The following is a 15,789-nucleotide window of genomic DNA, read 5'->3' as shown; positions in this document are numbered from 1 at the left end:
ACCAAAAAACTATGCAAGTAGAGTTTCGCGAGTTTAACCCCTTTGACCTCTGGATTTGGCTGAAGTTCAGCAACGTGCCTTCAAACGGTGAAAAACAGTATGTTGAAGAAGTGTTTGACTCTTGGTTTTTCTTGGGAAAACTTGGAGGATTTAATGCGGAAAATTTGCAAGTTCAAGATGAAGGCTTAGACATCAGTGATATGAATTACGATGTTAATCTAGCCGACCAAAGCATGATGGCTTTGATGCACAATATGGGAGAAATGGAGTATCAAGGTTATTGGGCTCGCTGCTGGTTTGATTTGGGCACTAGCGATGCCATTGGAATCGATGTTTTGATTAATGTTTTCCAGCAACTCAGCAAAGAATTCGTAACGATTGAAAAACTAATTATTGGCGGGGAAAATACAGACTGGCCCATTGAAAATAGGAGGAGCAGAGAGGGTTTTGCTGCCGATAATTAAACCTTGGCACGACACGGATGACACGGATAAACGGATAATATAGTCCTGGACGCACGGGTAATCAGAAACCGGGTTTTTTTCCTTGAATACTTTGTTACAACGCTTGAAGGGCAAAAAACCCGGTTTCTTTGGTTTTGATGCGTAATGACTAATGACTGATGACTGATGGCTATATTATGCAAGGTAAAATTCGCGTCATTGTTTTAGGATTAATTCGATCGGGCGATCGCATCTTCGTGTCAGAATGCGAAGATCCGGTCACAAAAGACACATTTTACCGCGCTTTGGGCGGCGGCGTAGAATTCGGAGAGCACAGCACCGACGCTTTGCAAAGAGAGTTTCAAGAAGAAATTCAAGCCGAGTTAACAAATATCAAATATTTGACTTGTTTGGAAAACTTCTTTGTTTATAATGGCAAAGCCGGACACGAATTAATACAACTATACCAGTGCGATTTTGTCGATCGCAAATTTTATGAATTGGAGAGTCTGGATTTTGCAGACGGAGATGGGGAACATACTGCATTTTGGATGCCCGTCGAGCGCTTTCGATCGGGCGAATTGCGCCTAGTTCCCGACAAATTTATCGACTACTGCGAAGGCTAATAACTCAACCAATACCAAAAAACAAATACCTGATATGGGAGAATTACACCTAAAATATTTGCCGTCGGGGCAGGTTTCACCTGAAATATTGGCGATAACTAACAGGATGAATAAACCCGCCCCTTCCTTCCGCCCCCCGCATTACCCGGATTTACCTTACACTAGGCAGAGTCCGCAACAGCTCATAGAGCAAAGAGTTGATAAAACCGAGGGCTATAGCACCCAGCAAAGCACTCCAAATTCCCCACCGCAAGCGAAATCCATCCACTAGCCAAGCCGCCAATCCAAAGATAGCAGCGTTGATAACAATTATCCACAAACCAAAAGTTACCAACAGCAATGGAAAACCCAAAACCACAAAAAGCGGCCGCACCAAAGCATTCAGCAATCCAAAAACCGCCGCCGAAATCATCGCTTTTCCAAAAGTGTCAATATCCACCCCGATGGGCAACTTGGAAATGATAAAAAAGCTCACGGAAGTAACTAGCCAAGCAATTACCAGCGAAATAATATCCATGTGCCAATCTCCTTAAAAAAGCTAAACATTAAATCGGAACAACAGCACATCCCCCTCTTGTACAACATACTCTTTTCCTTCACTGCGAACTAAGCCTTTTTCCTTAGCCGCATTCATCGCGCCCGTAGCAACCAAATCTTCATAAGCTACAGTTTCTGCCCGGATGAAACCCCGTTCAAAATCAGAGTGAATCACCCCTGCAGCTTGGGGTGCTAACATTCCCGCGATAATCGTCCAAGCGCGAGTTTCTTTCGGGCCGCTAGTAAAATAAGTCCGCAAACCCAATAATTCGTAAGTAGCTCGAATCAGAGATTTCAAGCCACCTTCTTTGACCCCCAGAGATTCTAGGAAATCCGTTCGTTCTTCCTCGGATAACTCCACCAATTCTGACTCAACTTGCGCCGAAACTATGACAACCTTAGCATTTTCGGCTTCTGCTACTTCCCGCACTTGTTCGACATAGCTATTTCCCGTTGCTAAATCGTCATCAGATACGTTAGCAGCATAGATAATTGGTTTGTTGGTCAGTAATTCCAAACCTTTAACTAATTCAGCTTCTTCATCTGTGAAATTGTACTGCCGCGCCGGTTTCCCGGCATTCAAAACAGCGACTAATTTTTCGAGTACATCCACTTCGGCCTGAGCTTCCTTGTTGTTGCGGGCCAGCTTGCGAGTGCGATCGAGCCTGCGTTCAATTTGAGCTAAGTCTGCTAAAATTAATTCGAGATTGATAATGTCAATATCTCGCTGGGGATCGACAGAACCGGCAACGTGAATAATATCATCATTGTCAAAACAGCGGACAACATGGACGATCGCATCTACGGCCCGAATGTGAGACAAAAACTGATTTCCCAGTCCTTCCCCCTGACTCGCCCCCTTCACCAAACCCGCAATATCCACAAACTCCATCCGCGTCGGCACAGTTTGCGCGGAATTGGCAATATTGCTCAGCACCTTCAACCGTTCGTCTGGCACTGCCACGATACCCGTATTTGGCTCGATCGTACAGAAAGGAAAATTAGCAGCAGTCGCCTTGGCATTAGCAACCAGAGCATTAAACAAAGTAGATTTGCCAACATTAGGCAGTCCGACAATTCCGGCAGTAAGCATAGCTATTTAGAAACATATCACTGTATCAAAATATCATAAGCAATAGCAATATATCTGACTTGTGCTTTCTAACTTCCACTGCTAGGCTTGAATAAATATACAACTTGAGGTAGATGGCTCAATGGTTAACCGATGGTTAAGCAAAGTAACGATGGCTGTGGGGCTGTCGCTGCCTCTGTTAGGGCTCACAGCAGCTAGCGTTTTCGCTCAGATGATCAAAATTTCGGTGTTTAACAACAGCGGCAAGACGATGACAGCCCTCTATCTGTCTTCTGTCGAGGATGATTGGGGAGAAAACATGTTAGACGGCCCGATTCCAGATCGGGAAAAGGAAGTTTTTGAGTGGAATCGAGCTGAGTACGAGGGCTTGGATTCTGCGGGCTGTGTTTTTGATGTCAGGGTCGACTACTCTGACGGCAAATACACTGATATGCGTGGGGTTAACCTTTGTGAACAGAATGTGCTCAACTTCAAGTAATCGATAATCTACGCAAAAACCGAGTTTTTTCAAGTCTGATATTCATCAAAAAGATTGGGGACTTTGGAGAAAGCCGGTTTTTGCGATCGGCCTGACAAACAATCTTAAATTTCGCGATCGACTAAAACATAATTTAAACAGGTTCAGGGATTGTCTGAGGAATAGGCTCCGGCACTGTTTGAGGAATCGGAGAGGGTACAGTTTCCGGCACCGGTTCGGGAATTGGCTGGGGAATTGGCGCAGGTACCGGTTCCGGTACAAGGCCGGGAATCGGTTCGGGAACGGGGCCCGGCACTGGTGGCGATGCGGGTATAGTCGGCAGCCCCGGTTCGGTGCTGGGAATCTGCGGGCCGGGAAATGGAGTAGGGTTGGGAAAAATCATGTTAGTGTTTTGCTCGCTAATAGAGATGTTTCAAAAACATTTGCTAGCCACTTCTAGCTATATTTTTCAACAAAAATAACTGAGTTGTGGTACTCTTTTATCTCATAATTTTAAACTCAAGAGTGCAGTGAACACATCTATCTAAATAGCTATAATTAACTGTTACTTCCGCATAAATTTATGCCTTTAGCATTAAACTAAGTAGGTGGTTACAAATAAACATGAGATGGGTAGATCGCGTGAGTACAGCAAGAAACTGCCTGAAAGTAAAGGTACTAGCTCAACCCGTCCCTAGAAGATATTATGGTTTTTTCATATCGCTCTACTTAGATATCAAATACAGCAATCAGGATTAAGCGTGTCACCAGCAAACTCTCAAACAAAAACTCCCCTATTAGATGCCTTGCGCGATCGCACAAATCATCCGCACGCCCCATTCTACGCCCCCGGACATAAACGCGGACAAGGAATCTCTCAACCCCTAATTGACTTATTCGGTGCGGCAGTATTTAGAGCGGATTTGCCGGAATTGCCGGAATTAGACAATCTCTTTAACCCAGAAGGTGCAATTGCTGAAGCTCAAGACTTAGCCTCCGCAGCATTTGGAGCAAAATCAACTCGGTTTTTGGCTAACGGTTCGACTTGCGGAATTATCGCCGCCATCTTAGCGACTTGCAGCCCAGGAGATAAAATTATCCTACCTCGAAATATCCACTCATCGGCGATTTCTGGTTTAATTTTATCCGGTGCAATTCCAATTTTTGTCAATCCAGAGTACAACCCGGATTGGGATATTGCCAACAGCATCACCCCAAAAGCTACAGCCGCAGCCCTAGAACAACATCCCGACGCCAAAGCAGTATTGATGGTTTACCCAACCTATCACGGCGTCTGCGGGGATTTGCGGGCGATCGCCCAAATTACCCATCAATACAACATACCGTTATTAGTAGACGAAGCTCACGGCGCGCACTTTAACTTTCATCCAAACTTGCCAGAACCGGCACTATCAGCGGGTGCCGATTTAACAGTACAATCAATCCACAAAACCCTCGGTGCAATGACACAAGCATCGATGCTGCACGTCAAGGGATCTCGCATAGATATCCAAAAATTAAATAGAGCATTGCAGTTAGTACAATCTACCAGTCCGAGTTACATACTATTAGCATCCCTAGACGCCGCCCGCCAACAAATCGCACTCCACGGCAAAGAATTAATAGCGCAAACTTTACAGCTAGCAGAAAAAGCGCGATCGCGAATCAGTCTAATTCCCGGCTTATCAGTTTTAGAACCCTTAAATACACCGGGTTTTGCAGCATTAGACCGCACCAGGCTAACAGTAAAAGTATCAGATTTAGGAATCACAGGATTTGCCGCCGATGAAATTTTGCACTCTCAACTCGGCGTCACCGCAGAACTTCCCATGCCTCAACATTTAACATTTATTATCAGCTTGGGAAATACAGAATTAGATATTGACAATTTAGTTAAAGCTTGTACTCTTTTAGAAGGAAGAAGGAAGTTCGGCAACGTATTCTGTAACGGATGTAACGGATGTCAGGAAGAAGGAAGTTCGGCAACGGATGTAACGGATGTAACGGATGTAACGGATGTAACGGATGTCAGTCCGATGTCCGTCGGAAGAAAGAAGAAGTCCGAGAGAAGAAGTCCGATGTCCGATGGAAGATTTGCCCACTCTCCCACTCTCCCACTCTCCCCCTCTCCCCCTCTCCTCTCCCCCCGCGAGGCTTTCTTTTTTCCAGCGGAAACAGTACCCGCAGACAAAGCAGTCGATCGCCTCAGTGCCGAACTCATCTGTCCCTACCCCCCAGGAATACCAGTCCTAATGCCCGGTGAAATCATTACCCCAGCAGCCGTTGACTACCTGCAACAAATCCTGGCCGCCGGCGGAAAAATCACAGGTTGTAGCGATCCCGGCCTCCAAACTCTCAAGGTTGTGCGACAGTAAATATGAAGGCTTGGGGGAAATTGGCAGAATTTCTACTTCTTCCGCGAGTTCCAACTTCGGTCTTGCTTCAATCAAAAATCAAAATTCAAAAATATAACTATGCTTTGGCCCTACGTCACTCCAGGCATCCCGGATGACTTATTTGAACGTTTACCGGGAATTCCCATGAGTAAGCGAGAAGTCCGACTGCTGTTAATCTCCCACCTGCGGCTGCAAGCAGATTCAGTCGTGTGGGACATCGGTGCAGGTACTGGTACGATCGCCGTAGAAACAGGTTTGCTGTGTCCCAAAGGTCGGATTATTGCCGTCGAAAGGGACGAAGAAGTAGCAAGCTTGATTCGCAGAAATTGCGATCGATTCGAGCTCGACAACGTAGAAGTCATAGAAGGTAGTGCCCCGGAATGTCTGGAAAACCTGCCCCAACCCCCCCACCGAGTCTGCATCGAAGGAGGTCGCCCCATTAAAGCCATTCTCCAAGAAGTCTGGCGGTACTTGCAACCCCACGGTAGAGTTGTCGCCACAGCATCGAATTTAGAGAATCTTTACGCCCTTTCCGAAGGTTTCGCCGAGTTACAAGTCCGCAACATCGAAGTAGTCCAGTCCGCCGTCAACCGCTTGGAGACTCGCGGCCTCAGTCAAACCTTTGCCGCCGTCAATCCCATATTTATTCTCAGCGGCGAAAAGCTGGATTAGAAGTTAGTTGACAGTTGACACTTGACAGTTGACAGTTAACTTTAACCTGGTTCCTCGGCAGAGCCTGGGAATACATACCCAATGCCCCATGCCCTATGCCCTATGCCCATTCCTAAATGTAATTCTTAATCTTTTTTAAGTTCACTTAACCTTCATACTTAAGAATAGGGGCCACCATAGCTGGATTGACCGCCTGACTTGAGATATTGGATGACCGATGGGGGATGGGGGTTAGTTGTGCAAGGGATCAACTCGTGCTCTAGAAAAATCCCAAATCTCAAATCCAAAATCCAAAATCCAAAATCCAAAATCGAATGATCCACCGCCGTCTGCAAGAGAAATTCATTTTATGCCTTGGTCTCGTATCCTGAGTGGAATAGTTGCGATCGCCCTTGCTTTGGGAATGATTATTATGGGCGGATGGTACTTCACCGTCGGCTTTGGAGTCATCGTCTACCTAGGCCAATTGGAATATTTTCAATTAGCCAGGGCGAAAGGTATTGCACCCGCTGCCAAAACTACCTTAGCCGTCAGTCAAGGGCTATTAATTACTGCCGCCCTAGCACCGGAACTCGTAGATGCCATGTTCCCTCTAGCGGGAACCTTAATCTGTTTCTACCTGTTATTCCAACCTAAATTATCGACGATCGCCGATATTGCCTCCTCAGTTTTAGGATTGTTCTACGGCGGTTATTTGCCCAGCTATTGGGTACGGCTGCGAGTCGGCCTCGACCCAGCCAATCTTGCTACAACCCAATTTTCGCAAGCAGTAGCAAGCAATTTGCCCGTTAACATTTACTCGCCGCCGTCTTGGACAACTTCTAGCCATATATCTTTAGGATTGACTTCGCTGCTGCTGGCTTTCTTCTGCATCTGGGCCGCTGACATTGGAGCTTATTTTGTCGGCAAATTCTTCGGGCGCACTAGCCTATCCCACATCAGCCCCAAAAAAACCGTTGAAGGTGCCGTATTTGGAGTTTGCGGCAGCATCGCCGTGGCAGTCGCTGGTTCTTGGTATTTACACTGGCCGGGGTGGCTGTATACTGGGGCTGCTTTTGGTCTGTTGATTGGGGTTGCTAGCCTGTTGGGAGATTTAACTGAGTCGATGATGAAGCGAGACGCCGGCGTTAAGGATTCGGGACAGTTGATCCCCGGTCACGGCGGCATTCTAGATCGCACCGACAGTTATGTTTTTACCGCGCCCTTAGTCTACTATTTTGTCACTTTACTATTGCCCGCGATCGACTCTTTTTTAAGTGACATCCTCCTACACTGAATCAAAAATTACAGTGTAGGCTTCCAAACCTCACGATTTGGCTTTCCTAGTTCTTCCCTTGCGGGACTTCGCCTCTGACGCCGACTGACTTTCATCAATCCCCGGCAGACCGACTGCATAGGCATTTTCTATTCCGCTGAGTCCCAGCGTACTAAGTTCTAGACCACGCAACCTAATGACTTCTGATGCTGCATGATCTCTATCTGTCTCATATCCACACTCACTACATCGATGCACTCGTTCAGAAAGTTCTTTTTTACCCGTATGCGTTCCGCACTTAGGACAGGTTTGAGACGTTCCATTTGGATCGACCCGCAGGAAGTAGACTTGATGTTTCTTTGCTACCCACTCCAGCAGGTTGAGAAACTGACCAAAAGCGGCATCAAGGGTATGTTTTCTCAACATCCCTCTCGACATTGCTTTCAAATTCAAGTTCTCAACAAACACCATCCCAATATCTTCTTTGGTACACAGATGATTAGCCAGCTTGAATTGCCAATCTTTCCGAACACTCGCGATGTGGTTGTGGAGTCTAGCAACCTTAATTCGAGCTTTCTCACTGTTCTTAGAACCCTTTTTCGTTCTGGCATACTTACGTTGCAGCAATTCCAGCTTGCGGTACAAGGATGCCAGGAATCGGGGTCTAGCGATAAACTCTTTATCCGAGGTTGTCAAAAATTTCTCCAATCCCAAGTCAATACCCAGTGCGTGTCCATGAGGTTGTGCATCGGGTATCGATACGTCAGATTCTATTGTGATTACCACTTCCCATCTGTCAGCTTTCCTCAATACCCTTGCCTGTTTGACCACAAACCCCTGTGGGATAGGTCGATGCACATTAATGGGTATCTTCCCAACCTTGGGGAGAGCAATCTGCCACCATGTAATCGGGTTGGTCTTGAACTGAGGAAACAGCATGGACTTTATCTGTCCAAACTTCTTGAAGCGAGGAAAGCCAAACCCCCGCGACTGAAAATAATTCCAAGCATCATGCAATCTACGAATAGTAGTTTGCAGAACTTGAGAAGGGGCTTCTCCCAACAATGGGAACTCTTTCTTCGCCTTGGGGAGTGTGTTCTGTTGTGCGTAATAGGTGGGAAATGTCTTGTCGGCTGGAATGATATATTCTCGTTCCAGGGAACAATAATCTAAACTACACTTACGCGAATTCACCCAATCTTTGATTTCTCGCAAAGCGTAATTATAGACCTTGCGAGAAATTTCCAGCCAATGCAGCATGGTCTGCTCTTGGCTGGCGTCGGGATAAATTCGGTAGCAGTAGTTCATAATCAGTGTCATGAAGATAATTATAACACGGTATTGACCGTCTATAGACCTTCACCTATTGCAGATTTTACGCCTGATTGACCGGATAAAATTTGCTTGGGTGAGTCCATGTATCCCAACGCCAAATCGGAGATTATGGCGTGGGACTTATATCTCCCCCAAACCCCCTCAAACAGTTAATCGGTAATTGGGAATTGGGAATTGGGCATTGGGCATTGGGCATTGGGCATTGGGCATTGGGCATTGGGAATTGGGCATTGGGCATTGGGCATTGGGTATGTATTCCCAGGCTCTAGCGAGGAACCAGGTTAAAGTCAACTGTCAACTGTCAACTGTCAACTCTCAACTGTCAACTCTCAACTAACTAAGGTAAAACTCTAATTCCCCCCCGACAAACAATCTCCCCCGGACTCAAAATCAACTCTTCTATCTCAACTTCCGGCCCAAAATCAATTTTAAAACCATTGAAATCACTGCTCTTTAATTCTCCATCCATTTCGATTTCGGGTGATTCAAACATCAATTCGCGACCGCTGGCTATCCGCAAACCAGTCCGCAATACCAAAGGAATTTGCCTACCGCCAGCGCGCAAAATTGTCGCCGAAAGCGTCAACACACCCGCCTCAATTGCGATCTGCGAATTTTGCAACTTCAGCGACTTTTCCCTATCTGTCAGCGGCAGCATAGGCAGCAAAAATTCGCTCAAAGCATCAGCCAGCAAAGGCGCTTTCAGCGACGCATTCAAATCCGCCTGACAGAGCCTCAAAACGCCTGTCACGGGAACGGATTCCAGGAGGCGCAGGGGTTTGCCTTTGAGAGCTTGACCGAGGTTGATGCGAATGCCACAGCCCTCTATGGCAACTTCAGTTAGGTGTAGTCCTTTATACACAGCACCTGTCGCGGCAGCCGTGACTTTGGGGATCGCACCGCTGAAGATTTGTCGATCGCTCCCCTCAATTTTCACCTTCAAGTCGTCCACCTGCTGAACTTGCGATCGCAGCCACAACTGCACCGCCGGAGACAGCACCGCGCTCGCGATCCGGCTGCCTTGACTCGGCTGCTCGCCGAGATTAATAGTCCCACCAGAGCCAGCAGCGCTATCTCTATTGTCAAATTGAAGAGAGTTTCGATCGACAGTCATAAACAATTTCAGAATATAAACCTTAATATTCAAGCACAGAAATTTAACTAGAACTTGCACCTCCGGCCTCAAAAACCGGGTTTCTGCACAGATATACCGCTGTCAACCTCTGATTTTCCTGAGAAACCGGGTTGATGAACACAAGTCTGATTAACTCCAAAATCAAGCAGAAATCTGGCATCAGCAACGCCAGAAGCAGAAAAATTCTCACCTTTCTCCCCTTGAGATATTTGGATAGTTCACGAGTTGTGCGATCCCGATGAAAAATTCGCGATCGAGCGTATAAATTTAACCAGGAGTACGGGATTTATGGTAGTGTTGGTTTATGGTCGGGTCAGACCCACACCTTTCAAACCAGCCGCAAACCAACGGTGCAAACCTGTGCCTGCCGCGAGTCTTTTCGTCGTAGTTTTTGCACAGCATTCAGGGTAATGCCATCAGGACAATCTGCACCGGGCACAAGGACAATCTGCACTCTTGCCGGACGTCCTGTAATAATTGGTCAGCATTATAATTTATTCCCAACCAGGAATTGAGCATTGCTAGTACGGTTAATCAATTAACCGTGTCGTGTTTCCTCCCCACCGCTGGCTCGTTGGGGATTTCCACACTCCCGTCATGTCTGATGAAAGGCTGCAAAAAATCCTCGCCCAGTGGGGCATTGCCTCTCGCCGTCTTGCAGAACAGATGATTGTAGCTGGACGAGTCCGAGTTAATGGCAATATTGTTCACTTAGGAGAAAAAGCGAATCCCGATCGCGATCTCATCCAAGTCGATGGAGTCCCGGTGAAACCAACGGATAAACCCGCAAAGGTGTATCTGTTGCTCAACAAACCGGCAGGCGTAGTTTCTACTTGCAGCGATCCAAGATCCCGATCGAAAGTTCTCGACTTGCTGCCACCCCAACTGCGTTCGGGTCAAGGCATCCACCCCGTAGGACGCTTAGATGCAGATTCCACCGGCGCCCTCTTGCTCACCAATGATGGTAAGCTGACATTTTGTTTGACCCATCCGCGTCACTCGATCGCCAAAACTTATCAGGTTTGGGTGAGCGGCGATCCCCCGGAACCCATACTACAAACGTGGCGTCAGGGCATCATCTTGTCCGGCCGAAAAACTTTGCCCGCGAAAGTTAAAGTTCTCGATCGCGCGCAAGACCAAACTCTGTTAGAAGTCATTCTATCAGAAGGCAGAAACCGACAGATTCGGCGAACAGCCGAGCTCTTGGGATATCCCGTGGTGCGCCTGCACCGCACAGCCATTGGCCCGATTCAATTGCAGCGGCCCGGTTCGCCAATATTGCCACCAGGCTGCTGCCGACCCCTAGAAGATGCGGAAATTATTTATTTATGGAATCTAGTCAACCTAACATCAATAAGCGTGCCAGTAAATTCCCAGGAGCACAGCATATGACAAAGAATTTATTGTTTTTATTCTTCAAAACCACTAAGCAGAAACTGCACTCCCAAGAGCCAGAACCAGCTCAGAAGAAGCTAGCGGAAATAGGAGCTAAACTCCGTCAGTACCGCGAACAGCAGTCGATTTGTTTGGACAAAGTAGCCGTGGTAACAATGATTCGGCGGAATCTGCTACAAGCAATCGAGGACGGTCAACTCGACCAACTTCCCGAACCCGTCTACACTCAGGGTTTGATCAAGCGCTACGCTGAAGCAATGGGTTTGGACGGAACTCAGTTTGCCGAATTTTTTCCGATCGAACCGCCGCCCCGATCGATAACCAAGCTATCTTGGCAAGATGGGCCTCAGTTGCGGCCGATGCACCTCTACCTCTTTTACACATTTCTAATTATCTGTTCGGTCAATGTCTTATCTCAATTGATGAGCGGTTCTGTTACCGCAAAAAACGGTGCGGGAGCCGAAGAACTAGCGCTTGGGCAGCAAGAACAAGCTCGCACCGCTGCTGAGGCATCAAGAGCCTCACAAAATCAGAAACCGGATAGTTACGAGGCTGTCGAAGCAGTAAGAACCGGTCAAAATTTAAATAAATCTGGCAATAAACCAGTAATGGTTAGCGTCACTTTTAAAGCAGAATCGTGGATGCAGGTTGAAGTCGATGGTAAAACAGAGTTTGAGGGAACTTTGCCGACCGGGACTGTTCGCACCTGGGGGGCTCAAAAGCAATTGGTAGTGGTAGCAGGTAACGCCGGCGGGGTAATGGTTGCTGTTAATAACGGACAAGCCGAACAACTCGGAGAGCCTGGAGTCGCTAAAGAAGTTGTTTTTAAAGCAAGCGAACTTAAGCCTTCAGCACCGCCCCAGAATCAAGGTTGACTGTTAATGGGTAATTGTTAATGGGTAATAGGTAATAGCGGGCAGTCCACAGAGTTTAATTAGAATGTCCGTCTTGATTCACTCATTACCAATTACCAATTACCCATTCTATCAAACCCGGTTGCATCGGAATAGTCAAATCCAGTCAACAGTCAATCGATTTTAGATTTTAGATTTTAGATTTTAGAATTGAAGCATTGACTTGCGCGAGATAAATACGTTCGGCAAGTTTCATGGGATACAGGTTTTTTATTTCTGGACGGATGAATCACGTGGCGGGTATCCTGGATGCTTTCGGTTAACAATCACGGATGGTGCAACCGGAATTGATAGAATTCATCTGCGTTAATCTGTGTTGCATCTGCCTGTATCTGCGGTCAAGAAAAGATAATTTCTGAACCGCCCCGGACAAGGGATTGACGCTGATTCACGCAGATAAAGAGAAGAGAGATAGGAATAATTCCGATGTTAACAGGTTTGATATTACCCATTAACAATTACCAATTACCCCTTCCCGACAATCAATGTTTATTAGGAGCGCGCCCGGAGATGTAAGTCATAGTTTTTAGCCGATCGCCCACTTCCCAATTCACAGCTTCTGGCCGATACCGCCAGCCCCAATTTCCCTCTGGTTTCCCCGGAAAATTCATCCGCGCGTCAGTACCTAAACCCAACAAATCTTGAAACGGCACAATTGCCATATTAGCAACAGAAATCCAACCCATGCGGATTAAAGACCAGTGAATTCCTTGGGGATCGATGCAGCCCAAATAACGCATAACCTCATCTCTTTCGTAGTTTTGCAGTTGATTGAACCAGCCGACAGTCGTGTCGTTGTCGTGGGTACCAGTGTAGACTACGGAGTTGCGATCGTAATTGAAAGGCAAAAAAGGATCGCCCGGACCACCGGCAAAAGCAAACTGCAAAATCTTCATTCCTGGAAACTCGTATCGATCGCGCAAAGCTTCCACTTCTGGAGTAATTACCCCTAAATCCTCAGCGATAATCGGCAAGTTGCCAAACTTCTTATTAATTAGATCCAACAAAGCTGTTCCCGGCGCTTTAATCCACTCTCCCTCGATCGCAGTTTCTTGTCCGCGCTTCACCGCCCAGTAAGCGTCAAATCCTCGAAAGTGGTCGATCCGAGTCACATCTACATAAGAGAAAATCGCTTCAAAACGCTGCACCCACCACTCAAAATTAGTTGCTTGCAACTTCTCCCAATTGTATACGGGGTTGCCCCACAATTGACCTGTATTGCTGAAGTAATCAGGGGGAACTCCCGCCATTAAAGCTGGTTCTCCGCTGGCTTCATCCAAGCAAAATATTTCGCGATGAGACCATACATCGGCGCTATCGTGAGCTACATAAATCGGAATATCGCCAATAATTTTAATGTCCCGCATATTAGCATAGCGTTTCAACTCCGTCCACTGGCGAAAAAACTCAAACTGGACGTATTTGTAGTAATAAATCTCAGCATTTAGCTGCTGGCGCCACTTCTCTAGCGACTCTGGCTCTCTACGGGCAATTTCTGGTTCCCAATTGTTCCAGCTAACACCGCCAAAGCGATCTTTTAGTGCCATAAATAAGGCGTAATCTTCCAGCCAATTCTCTTTGCTTTCGCAAAAACCTGAGAATTCTTTTTGCTGGATCTGGGATGCTTTGGCTTTGAAGTTTTCGCAAGCTTTTTTGAGCAAAGGCACTTTCAGGGCGATCGCTCGATCGAAGTCTACATAATCCAGCGGAAATTCTGGTAAATTAGCGAAGTCTTCATCTGCGAGCAATTGCTGGTCCCGCAGCAGTTCTGGGTTGATCAGCAGCGGATTTCCCGCCATTGCTGAATAGCACGAATAAGGAGAATTGCCGTATCCTGTCGGGCCCAGCGGCAATAGCTGCCAGTATAGCTGGTCGCTCTCTACTAAAAAGTCAATAAAGCGATATGCTTCCATTCCCAAGTCCCCAATGCCAAATCGACTGGGAAAGGATGTGGGGTGGAGTAATATGCCGCTCGATCGGGGAAAAAGCATAATCTATCTAAAGATATAGGAATTTAACATTGACAATTTGACCGATATTCCCTACCAGTTAAACTTCGTAGTTTTTAGGGGGATTGTTAGGGCAAATACTTTTGTGATTGTCTCATATTTTCTGCGATCGCGTGCTGACCCCATATTTTTATAACTCTACTCATAAATCCTCAGTAGAGTTCAACACATCAAAATCCGAACTTACACGATCGCCCTACTTTCACAGCTAGGTTTTTTTACCCAGGCTCGTTTGCTGCAACAAAGTATGTTGCTTGAGCCTAGCCGGTTTCTGCCTAACCTTTAAACTTAACTTTTTTTGGGTTTTGCCCCATCTCTCTGCAGTCGTAAATTGCCCACAAAAAATCAGCCATCACTTAAGCAGAGCCCATGCACAAATCAGCCGGCTGTTTTGTATCTTTAAAAACAGCCGGCTGCGAAATTACTGGTGATAATGCTTAGTTCATGCTTGCTTGTTCAACAATTTCTGCACTTGTTTGAGAGCTATAGCGCCGACGTTGTAAGCCGCCCAGCCGCCCGCCAACAATACGGGCATCAATACTATTAGTATGCGGAAGTCAAAATCCATGAGTTCTCCTCCTAAAGTTTTTTAACAAATTCTCATAATCTATTTGTATCTCATTTTGTCGCCATTCTCCTGACTCTCTAAGCAAATATTCGGGATACGCAGGAGGACATCGCTCCCCAAGAATTGAGAGCGAAAGCGAAACTCCTGGGCGGATCTCGGCATTCGCTGCACCAATTATCCCACAATCTGTTTGGCAATCCCTTCCACAACCTTAGTTAGAGGGTCGTTAGGGAAGTGCAGCGCAAACACCCCCTTGCTGGCGAGCAGCATCATCTGGTCGCTGTGGGGCAGTACCCCTGCCACTGGGATGTCGTAAATACTCTCTACTTGCTGCTTCAAATCCTCGAAATCCAGCGATTCTGGGGCTTTGTTAATCGTCATCAAAATCTTGGGAACTTCTAATTTGCGGGCCACATCTACCGTGACAGCCGTTCCCTGAAAATCTTGCTGATCCGGACGCAGAATCAGCAGCAGGATGTCGGAAATGGTGATGCTGAGGAGGGTTTCTTCGTTGAGCCCCGGGTGCGTGTCTATAAATAGGTAGTCTAAGTTCAAAACCTCGATCAGTTCTTGAAAGCCGTCGGTAAGCAGTCCCACGTCGTAGCCTTCCCGCAAAACTCGCGCTATCTCGCCTGCTTTAATGCTCGAAGGAATCAGGTAGAGGCTGCCGTTACTGGCTAATTTTGGCAGCAGCGAACTCACATTGTAGGCCGTATCCGCGATCGGACATCGGCCCCACAGGTAATCGTTCAAGCAGCGATCCATATTGCTCTCGCTGAAACCGAACAGCACGTGAATCCCCGGTGATTGAATGTCTGTGTCCACAATGGCGACCCGATTTCCGCCGCGAGCGATAATAGATGCCAGGTTTGCTGTCGTGTTCGATTTGCCAGTTCCGCCCCGGTAAGAGTGGACAGAGATGATTTTGGACATGATCTGCGTATGAGGGTAAGA

Annotated in this window: 16 protein-coding genes; 8 read left to right on the top strand and 8 right to left on the bottom strand. The window is 46.9% G+C overall.

The genetic code is table 11. The features are described from left to right. The first annotated feature begins 11 nt into the window (after positions 1-11). Together QT984_RS15890 and QT984_RS15885 are read left to right on the top strand one after the other, a co-directional pair. A complete protein-coding gene (locus QT984_RS15890) occupies positions 12-464 on the top strand; it encodes a DUF3531 family protein (RefSeq protein WP_333209711.1) in 453 nt (150 codons plus the stop codon). Positions 465-622: 158 nt separating this feature from the next. Beyond that, positions 623-1,069 (top strand): NUDIX hydrolase, encoded by a 447-nt coding sequence (locus tag QT984_RS15885; protein WP_333053053.1) that lies wholly within the window; start codon positions 623-625, stop codon positions 1,067-1,069. A gap of 151 nt (positions 1,070-1,220) precedes the next feature. On the opposite strand, the gene QT984_RS15880 is transcribed toward QT984_RS15885, so the two are convergent. Next, a complete protein-coding gene (locus QT984_RS15880) occupies positions 1,221-1,586 on the bottom strand; it encodes a phage holin family protein (RefSeq protein ID WP_333209713.1) in 366 nt (121 codons plus the stop codon). Between the two features lie 21 nt (positions 1,587-1,607). Next, a complete protein-coding gene (ychF, locus tag QT984_RS15875) occupies positions 1,608-2,699 on the bottom strand; it encodes a redox-regulated ATPase YchF (protein ID WP_333053051.1) in 1,092 nt (363 codons plus the stop codon). A gap of 121 nt (positions 2,700-2,820) precedes the next feature. Between ychF and QT984_RS15870 the strand changes: the two genes are divergently transcribed. After that, complete coding sequence (locus QT984_RS15870) at positions 2,821-3,177, top strand: hypothetical protein (RefSeq protein WP_333053049.1); 357 nt, start codon at positions 2,821-2,823, stop codon at positions 3,175-3,177. 133 nt (positions 3,178-3,310) lie between these two features. On the opposite strand, the gene QT984_RS15865 is transcribed toward QT984_RS15870, so the two are convergent. Continuing rightward, positions 3,311-3,559, bottom strand: coding sequence for a gamma-aminobutyric acid A receptor, epsilon-like protein (locus QT984_RS15865; protein WP_333053047.1), 249 nt, complete (start codon positions 3,557-3,559; stop codon positions 3,311-3,313). 358 nt (positions 3,560-3,917) lie between these two features. On the opposite strand from QT984_RS15865, the gene QT984_RS15860 reads away from it, so the two are divergent. From QT984_RS15860 to QT984_RS15850, 3 genes are all read left to right on the top strand, one after another. Next, a complete protein-coding gene (locus tag QT984_RS15860; RefSeq protein WP_333053045.1) occupies positions 3,918-5,531 on the top strand; it encodes an aminotransferase class I/II-fold pyridoxal phosphate-dependent enzyme in 1,614 nt (537 codons plus the stop codon). A 99-nt stretch (positions 5,532-5,630) separates the two neighbouring features. Next, on the top strand, positions 5,631-6,224 hold the full coding sequence (gene cbiT, locus QT984_RS15855; protein WP_190659397.1) for a precorrin-6Y C5,15-methyltransferase subunit CbiT: 594 nt from the start codon (positions 5,631-5,633) through the stop codon (positions 6,222-6,224). 349 nt (positions 6,225-6,573) lie between these two features. After that, the gene (locus QT984_RS15850; RefSeq protein WP_333053043.1) at positions 6,574-7,500 is read left to right on the top strand and encodes a phosphatidate cytidylyltransferase; all 927 of its coding nucleotides are present in this window, start codon (positions 6,574-6,576) and stop codon (positions 7,498-7,500) included. Positions 7,501-7,530: 30 nt separating this feature from the next. On the opposite strand, the gene QT984_RS15845 is transcribed toward QT984_RS15850, so the two are convergent. Both QT984_RS15845 and QT984_RS15840 read right to left on the bottom strand, forming a co-directional pair. Further along, entirely contained in the window at positions 7,531-8,799 is a 1,269-nt protein-coding gene (locus tag QT984_RS15845) for a transposase (protein ID WP_333209715.1), read from the bottom strand. Between the two features lie 352 nt (positions 8,800-9,151). Further along, positions 9,152-9,928: a DUF2993 domain-containing protein gene (locus tag QT984_RS15840; RefSeq protein ID WP_333339435.1), complete on the bottom strand. Its 777-nt coding sequence runs from the start codon at positions 9,926-9,928 to the stop codon at positions 9,152-9,154. A gap of 618 nt (positions 9,929-10,546) precedes the next feature. Between QT984_RS15840 and QT984_RS15835 the strand changes: the two genes are divergently transcribed. Next, entirely contained in the window at positions 10,547-11,341 is a 795-nt protein-coding gene (locus QT984_RS15835; protein WP_333053147.1) for a pseudouridine synthase, read from the top strand. After that, on the top strand, positions 11,338-12,219 hold the full coding sequence (locus QT984_RS15830; protein ID WP_333053039.1) for a RodZ domain-containing protein: 882 nt from the start codon (positions 11,338-11,340) through the stop codon (positions 12,217-12,219). The genes QT984_RS15835 and QT984_RS15830 overlap by 4 nt, the downstream gene beginning before the upstream one ends. Before the next feature lie 521 nt (positions 12,220-12,740). Here QT984_RS15830 and malQ read toward each other — a convergent pair. From malQ to QT984_RS15815, 3 genes are all read right to left on the bottom strand, one after another. Continuing rightward, positions 12,741-14,249 (bottom strand): 4-alpha-glucanotransferase, encoded by a 1,509-nt coding sequence (gene malQ, locus QT984_RS15825; protein WP_333053038.1) that lies wholly within the window; start codon positions 14,247-14,249, stop codon positions 12,741-12,743. 460 nt (positions 14,250-14,709) lie between these two features. Beyond that, positions 14,710-14,835 carry a photosystem II protein Y gene (locus tag QT984_RS15820; protein ID WP_333053037.1) on the bottom strand — a complete coding sequence of 42 codons (126 nt, stop codon included), beginning with the start codon at positions 14,833-14,835 and terminating at the stop codon, positions 14,710-14,712. Positions 14,836-15,009: 174 nt separating this feature from the next. Beyond that, complete coding sequence (locus QT984_RS15815) at positions 15,010-15,768, bottom strand: MinD/ParA family protein (protein ID WP_333053036.1); 759 nt, start codon at positions 15,766-15,768, stop codon at positions 15,010-15,012. Positions 15,769-15,789 lie beyond the last annotated feature (21 nt).

Origin of the sequence: Microcoleus sp. Z1_B2 (assembly GCF_036700325.1) — a bacterium.
Taxonomy (GTDB): Bacteria; Cyanobacteriota; Cyanobacteriia; order Cyanobacteriales; family Microcoleaceae; genus Microcoleus.
This window is presented reverse-complemented; position numbering and strand designations above follow the sequence as displayed.